Annotated in this window: 1 protein-coding gene; it reads right to left on the bottom strand. The window is 39.4% G+C overall.

Translation table 11 applies throughout. The annotated features are described in order from the left end of the window. Positions 1–61: 61 nt before the first annotated feature. Entirely contained in the window at positions 62–5,950 is a 5,889-nt protein-coding gene (locus ACSVH2_RS13985) for a GEVED domain-containing protein (protein ID WP_438093803.1), read from the bottom strand. Positions 5,951–6,960 lie beyond the last annotated feature (1,010 nt).

Below are 6,960 nucleotides of genomic sequence, written 5' to 3'. Positions count from 1 at the left end.
CCATCATTGCTAAAAATACGGGTAACGTACTTCTAGCAATGGCAAACTAACTTTTAACTGTTTAATAGACTACTTTTTTGGTAACTACCTCACCATTTTCTGCTTCAATTCGCACTAAAAGAACTTGCTGGGTAGTAGGTAATGTGGTAAAGACCGTTTCGGTAGTACCTATTTGTTTTTGTGTAGCAATTTCGCGTCCTCTAATATCAAATATAGTTACGGTCTTCATCATTACCGAACCTGTATTAATGTGCAACGCTTGATTATTTTTATACACCACAACGCTATTACTATCAAATAGTGGATTAGAAACTCCCAAAGCTTCCGAAGTATAGCGTAACACAAATCGGTTTTCAAAAGTACCATTTACCGTAGCAAAGGTATAATCCGATTCTTTTAAGTTATGAATAACCCCCAGTTGGACATCTTCTAAATATACATCTTGGGTTTCAAACAAACCGTCAAACATAGAAAGACGAATGGTATAATTTCCAGAAATGGTTGATTTATAACCCAAAGGAACAGTATCAGCAATAGTAAACGTTGGTCGACCTTGAATAGAAAGTTTCGTATCAGCAGCCATAGTGTAGAGTGTAATAACATTACCCACATCTACCATCTCTCCATCATACAAACGATCAAGACCTAGAGTAGCGTCTGAAACATAGCCCACTAAGGCTTGCTTAAATGCCCCTTCAGTATTGGCAATTTCTATCCAATAGCGATTTTTCTCTGGGGTTGAAGTGGTAGTCGCATTAGAAGACATTCTAAAAAACTGATCATTATTACCCGCAATACGCATACTGTTTTTGAAGGTAGCCACGCCACTAGAAAGTCCTTTAATAAAAAATCCTTGTCCTGAGGCAATTTTACCATTAGGCATCGAAGTATTCAATCCCGGATTGGTAGCAGGACCTGTTGGCACTCCTCCTACTGTTCCTCCCAAATAATTGTATATCGCATAATCACTACCCGAGTAATTATTATTGGTAATTGGAGTATTGTGTGTCCACAAGTAAATAGTGCCACTCAAAGTAGCCGCATTGGCAGGGTCAACTAAAAATGCATCAGCAGACAAGGCACTAGGATAAGGATTACCCAATAAGTTCAACTGACTTGCTCCTCCAAACACAGGTAAAGTAATGGTACCATTATTAGGAACACCAGTAAAAGTAGCGGTGTAAGGTTGTGGTGGTGTAACATCAGGAAGACCTGGAGGGAAACTATTTGGTGCTCTAAAAATATAACCCTTGGAAGGTGTCATAGTAGTAGAAAGTGGATTAACATACTGCCAGTTATTAATACTAGCATTGTATTCATAAAACAAACTGAATGGAGTTTGTGGTGAAACTGCCAATAAATTTTGTGGATATACTGGACTAGACCAATAGGTATAATCAAATCGGAAAAGTGGTGTAGTAACCCTAGTGTAGTTGATATTACCCGAATTGCCACCTGAATACACTAGCGGTGCATTAGTCACATCGGCAACTTGGTACAAACTAGCTTTATCTCCAAAATTCAAAGCTCCAGAAGTTACATTAACTAGATTTTGAACAGTAAGCGTACCGATATCAAACAATACAGTACCTCCAGTAACAATAACAGTACAAGCAGATAAATCACCCGTAACAGTGTTAGGCGCATGTACCGAGGAAGTAAAATTACCTTGGAATTCAGCGGCCACAGTACTATTAGGTACGCCACTTGACCAAGAAGAACCATTCCAAATTGTTTTTGAAATAGTAATGGTGACAACGGTAGAATATGTGGTACAAATACTATTAGTTACTTTGGCTCTGTAATAGGTGGTAGTAGATAAACTTCCCATTTGAGCGGAAAGTAATGTGGCAGTTGTTGCGCCTGTAATATCGGTAAAAGTAACATTATCCGAGGAAACTTGCCATTGAATACCAGTTCCTACATTACCCGACAAAGTCAAGTTGGCAGGTGCACCTCCGCAAATGGTTTGATTATTAGAAGCTGTTCCTCCTACTAAAGGTACATAAGTAACAGCTACCGTATTGGTAGTAGTACAAGTTCCCACACTAGCGGCGGTGGCAGTATACGTTATATCGGCAGTGGCAAAGGTATAAACCGCATTAGCTACTGTACCAGTATAAGGTATAGTATGGTTTATATCCGTATATAAATCAGTAAGTGGTGACCATACAAATTGAGCGGGTTTGTCGCCACTAACTACTACATTATCCAATGCCCAATAGTAACCCCAACTAGCATCATATTTAAAGCGTAATTTTAAATTACTTTGTCCCAAATAACCACTCAAATCTACAGTTACATTGGCAAAAGCTGTTGGACTTCCATCAGCAACAGTAGTATAAGTACGCAATGTAGTATACGTTCCTCCTCCATTAGTTGAAATTTCAACTAGTGCAGTAGAAGAAGACCAGTTTCTGTAGTAATGCCAATAACTTAAAGTAGCGGTTGAAAAATTCGACAAACTAAACACTGGTGACTCTAAAGTAACACTAGTAGTAGTTCCTGATCCTTGAGCATCTGAGTCGGAAAGAATGAATTTGGAATTATCATTACTATTAAACTGTGGTGGTCGGTTGTAATTATTAGGTCTAATCGTCCATAAAGGTTGTGGTGCCGGACTAGTAGTTACAGGATTCGAAGGTCCTGAAAAATTAGATATAGTCCATGAAGTCGCACCTGCTTCAAAATCTTCTGAAAGCGCTACACTATTATTTACAATACCTCCACCGGCTGTGAGCAATACCGCTGGTCCATTTGGACAAACTTCCGCACTAGCAGGAGTAATCGTTACGGCTGATGGTGGTGGCGAAGCCACATAGGTAAACGTAGCACTATTCACAGAGAAAGGAGTGGTTTTTATAGCATTTAAAGTATAAGTGGTGGTGGTAGGATTATTAAATACCCAACCAGTGATTTGATCACCCGTTACTCCTGTAGCTGGTGTCCAAGTAAACGTATCATAACTAGCGGCTCCTGCGGTTAAGGTTACCACTGGCGAATTAGCACTGATACATTGCGTACTAGTGGAAAGCGACAAAGTTAAGGGCGCTGGTGGTGCCGATACATATAAGTTATAATCTTCTACTTCTCCTCTTCTCGTTCCCGATTGATTAAAAATAGAACAAGGATTTGGACTGGTCGCCCAATAATCAATGGCAACACGAATTCTATAATTACCGATAGTCGTTCCTACTGGAACTGTAATAGAACCTGATGCCGCAGATACATAAGCAGCCGTATTAAACATACGCTCTCCTGCTGGATAAGCTAAATTATTGAATACATTATCATTATTCCAATCAATCCATATAGCAACACCTACTGTTGGGCCTGCTATTAATGTAGAAAATCCAAAACTTCCTCCAGCTACTTGCGTAACCGACTGACTAGTATAATTGGCATAACCCGAAGGCGTAGCATAAAGTGATGGATTATTGATATTAGTCAAACCACCTGTAGTTCTAAAATTAGAAAGGTAACTGGCTGCAGAATTTCCGGTAGGGGTACAATACCCTGCGGTATTAAGTGTTGTAAACGAAAAATACTGACTCCACAAACTTGACTCTCCGGCACCACAAGCACTTCGTACCCAAAAATAATAGGTAGTGTTAGGCGCTAAACCAGTTAAATTAACCCCGTTTATACCACCTGCTAGTGTAGCTGATGGCGGAAGTCCATTGGGAAGAACAACAGCTGCTGTTCCTGTTCCTGTTCCTGTTCCTGTAGCAACAAAATAAGTTCCCACGGTATTACTGCTCGCTCCTAGTAAAGTAAAATTCGTTGTTCCTAAACTAACAATTTCATATTGGGTACCTATCACAAAATTACCCGCCGTTACTAACGGAACTGAAGCAGCAATATTAGCAATACCACTACCCGTTCCTACAGCTGTAGCTGTAAAAGGTGTTCCAAGGGTAAACGATTTAAATGTTTGTGATCCTAGGGTTTGAGTAAGACTAACAACATAAGTTCCTGTTCCTCCACTTCCCGTTCCAAAAGCAGTTATAGTAGTACCCGGTGCAATACCCGTACACCATAAAGCTTGTCCAACGGCCAATGTTCCACTAGTAACTCCAGTTACAGTCATGGTAGTACCACTGATAGAAGCGGTAACAACAGCACTTGATGTTGCCCCTACGGTAGTAAAATCTGTGGAACCAACAAAGGCAATTTGATAAGGTGTGCCTACAGCAAAAGTTCCTGCGTTGGCAGCAGCAGAAGTAATATAATAAGAATATCCTGGTGTAGTTGGCAGTGGCGGTGAAGGCACCTGACCCCAAGTAACAGAAGCAGAAGTACCCGTAATAGAATTAGCCGATACAGTAGTAGGTCTAACACAATCAGACGTATTGATAGTAATATCATCCAAATAGATGTTACCTTGTGCAGCAATAGAATAAGCTCTAAACCCAAAATAATACACCTGCGTACTAGGCGCTATAAAAAGCACCACGTTGGAACTTCCTACTCCTTTAATATCCGGATGATCATCTAAAGGAAGAGTCATGCTAGTGGCAGTAGGTAACAATCCATACTTAACCTCCATTTTATTAATAATTGTCGAACCTGGTGTCCCACCATAATTATAGGTCAATCGATAAGTTTGTCCTGCGGTTAATGAAATACCCTCAGTATAAAACCAAGTATTGGCAGCTTGAGTACCACTTTGCAAGTAAACAAGGTGTGGCGTTGAATAGCCTGATTCGGCTACTAGCGGATTGGCAACACCCCATTGGTTAGGACCACTCACAATTTGTCGGGCAGTACAAGCAGGTATCGCACCATTGGCAGTAGCTGAAAAATTTTGCACATAAGGAACCGTAGCAGGATTACACAAAGTAGTAAACGGACCAGCCGATACCCAAGTACTAAAACCACTACCACCACAATTGGCTCTGAGCCAAAAATAATTGTTAGAAGTATTAGGCGTTAATCCTGTAATGTTAAAAGTGGCACCCGGAGCAGTAAGCGGTGTTCCCGAACCACTAGGCGCAACAGCCGAGTTAGACACTACATATTCATAATTAGTAGCACCGGCTAAATTAGCAGTGGCAGTAGTCGCCGTAATGCCGGTTACCGTAACTGTTGGTGCTGGACAAGCCACTACTACAGGAGTCCAAGTGAACTGCCTGTTAGAACCAGAAGCAATTTGTACAACCGAATTGGCAGTTCTCACAGTATTAGTGGTTGTACCACTAACTGTCATAGGCGTCGTAGGCCAAACACTTGTAAGACCTCGAACCAACGCACTGGCATCAGTTGCGTCACCAACGACACCTCCACCACCACGCAATCCAATTTGACCTAATGCATTACCCGCAGTAAAAACAGCCGCTTGAATCCCAAAACGCATTTCAACTACATTGGTGGTTTCATACAACCACAATTGCATATTCATAACAATGGTTTCAGTTGGAAGACGTCTAAAATCTCCCCATTCAACAATTAATATTCGGTTAGGCCATGAACCAGTAACCGTGTAAGAAACGGTATTATTAGCAGTACCACTAGCAACACTCAAATTAGTGGCATATACAGCTATCGCACCTCCTGAACCATTCGTGGTGTTTAAAGGTGCATAGGTTGTTGGAGAAGGTGCTGTGCCAAAAGTGATAAAACCGTTGGAAGAAACAAAAAAAGAGGTTTGGTTAACATTGTTAAACTTAAAGTCAAAATTATTCGCACCCATGAGCGGATTGGAAGTGGTTAAACTCACCGCTGGAGTAACAGCATCATCCCATGCTCCTGTAATCAAATTTGTTTTGGTCGACAGCGGAGTATATGGAGACGAAATTAGTCCTTGTGTGCAAGTATAATTCGAAAATAATCCTTGTGATTGTCCGTTAAAAAAAGAAAATAGAAACAAAATCAGCAAGGATGGTTTGATCAAAGAACAAAACAACACAGCAGGGCTGTTCAAGAATTGGGATAGTAATTTTTTTCTCATATTATTTTTTAAAAAAGTAAAGAACACTAAAAGGTAACCAAATTAAGGACGCTAAACTACGTCAAAAAAAAAACATTTTAATTACTATAGCATAACATTAACTACAGTTATCGATAAAATACATAAAGCACCGACAAATAAACCCTTTTCAAGGATTTCAGCCGATAAGTAATAGCCATTAAAAACCATACGCCTACATTTATAAAGTGTAAAATCGTACAGAACGAATAACATATCTACAAATATCTGACTGCTAAGGTACTAAATAATCAGCGGTTTGCAATAAATGTTAATAAATTTGCATAGAATTAACAGTTTCAGTAGCTTTTTTTTTAGAATTCCCATCAATAAAAAAATGCCTTATGAACCTTACTGTAACTTTTATAAAAAAAGCTTCGTGTCCTTCGTGTAAATCTTAGTACCTCTAGTACCTTCATAACAAAAAAACTTTGAGTACTTTGCAATTAAATACTTCGTGTGACTTAGTGAAACTCTTGTGAAACTTTGTGAACCCCATAAAATTTCTCAAATTTCTCTAATCCGTGTTCCAAAAAAACAACTTCTTAATGCACTTCAATCCCTTAATGGTTTAAAACCTTGGCGCATTTGCACAAATAATCAGTCTAATCCGCGCTTGAAAATCCGTTTTATCAGCGTTCCAACTAAAAAATAGTCACCTCAAACATACCTACCATAAAATCAGTGAAAATTTTTCTAATTTCTCTAATCTGTGTTCCAAAAAATCAACTTCTCAATCCATCCTAATCCCTTAATGGTTTATTACTATACTTTGCTTGCCTAAATCAGTCTAATCCGCGCTTGAAAATCCGTTTCATCAGCGTTCCAAATCTAAACTTGAAAACTGCGACTGAAAACTGAATGCAAAAAAAATCCCCATCTTGCTTTAACACAAGACAGGGACTTCTTTACTAAGCAGAATTGAAAATCCTAATTCCTAATTCCTTAATCTTAAATAAATCTATCGTTTCACCACTCTCAACGTCTTAACG

This window comes from Flavobacterium sp. RSB2_4_14, assembly GCF_051547085.1.
Taxonomy (GTDB): Bacteria; Bacteroidota; Bacteroidia; order Flavobacteriales; family Flavobacteriaceae; genus Flavobacterium.
The sequence above is the reverse complement of the archived record's forward strand: the minus strand, read 5'-3'. Positions and strand labels throughout refer to the sequence as shown.